This window comes from Streptomyces lothianensis, assembly GCF_047779955.1.
Classification (GTDB): Bacteria; Actinomycetota; Actinomycetes; order Streptomycetales; family Streptomycetaceae; genus Streptomyces.
Genome location: NZ_JBLMKT010000132.1, coordinates 1 through 589, shown reverse-complemented (window position 1 = coordinate 589; position 589 = coordinate 1). Strand labels below are relative to the sequence as shown.

The 589-nt window shown below is 69.3% G+C and carries 1 protein-coding gene; it reads right to left on the bottom strand.

The features are described 5' to 3' along the window. Nucleotides 1-505: acyltransferase domain-containing protein (locus tag ACLF6P_RS29925; protein WP_415954555.1), on the bottom strand; the 505-nt coding region annotated here is incomplete at its 3' end. Nucleotides 506-589: the final 84 nt, after the last annotated feature.

Here is a 589-nt window from a genome sequence, read left to right as displayed (position 1 = left end):
CCGGGGTGATGCCCCAGTGCTCCATCAGCCGGAACAGCGCCACCTCGACGGCGAAGAGACCCGCCTGGGTGAACATCGTCTGGTCGAGGAGGTCCGACTCCGCGTCGAACACCACCTCCTTGACCGAACGGTCCAGATGCCTGTCGAGTTGCGCGCACACCGCATCGAAAGCCTCCGCGAAGACAGGGAAGTTGTCGTACAGCTCGCGGCCCATCCCGGCCCGCTGCGAGCCCTGACCCGAGAAGAGCAACGCCACCTGTCGGCCCGGTCGGGCATGGCCGAGGACGACGTCCGCCGCCATGTCCGACTCGGCCAGCTCCTTGATGCCTCTGAGCAGCTCGGCCCGGTCGTCGCCGACGACGGCGGCCCGGTACTCCAGGGCGCTGCGGCTGGTCGCGAGCGAGAACGCCACATCGCGTACGTCCAGTTCCGGCTGCTTCTGCAGCCGCGCGTGGAGCGCGCGCGCCTGGGCCGCGAGGGCCGACCGGGTCTTCGCTGAGACCACCCAGGGCACTGCCGGGGCCGACGGGGTACCGGTGGTGGGTTGGTTGGTTTGGTTGGTTTGGGGTGTGGTGGTGGGTGGGGTTTC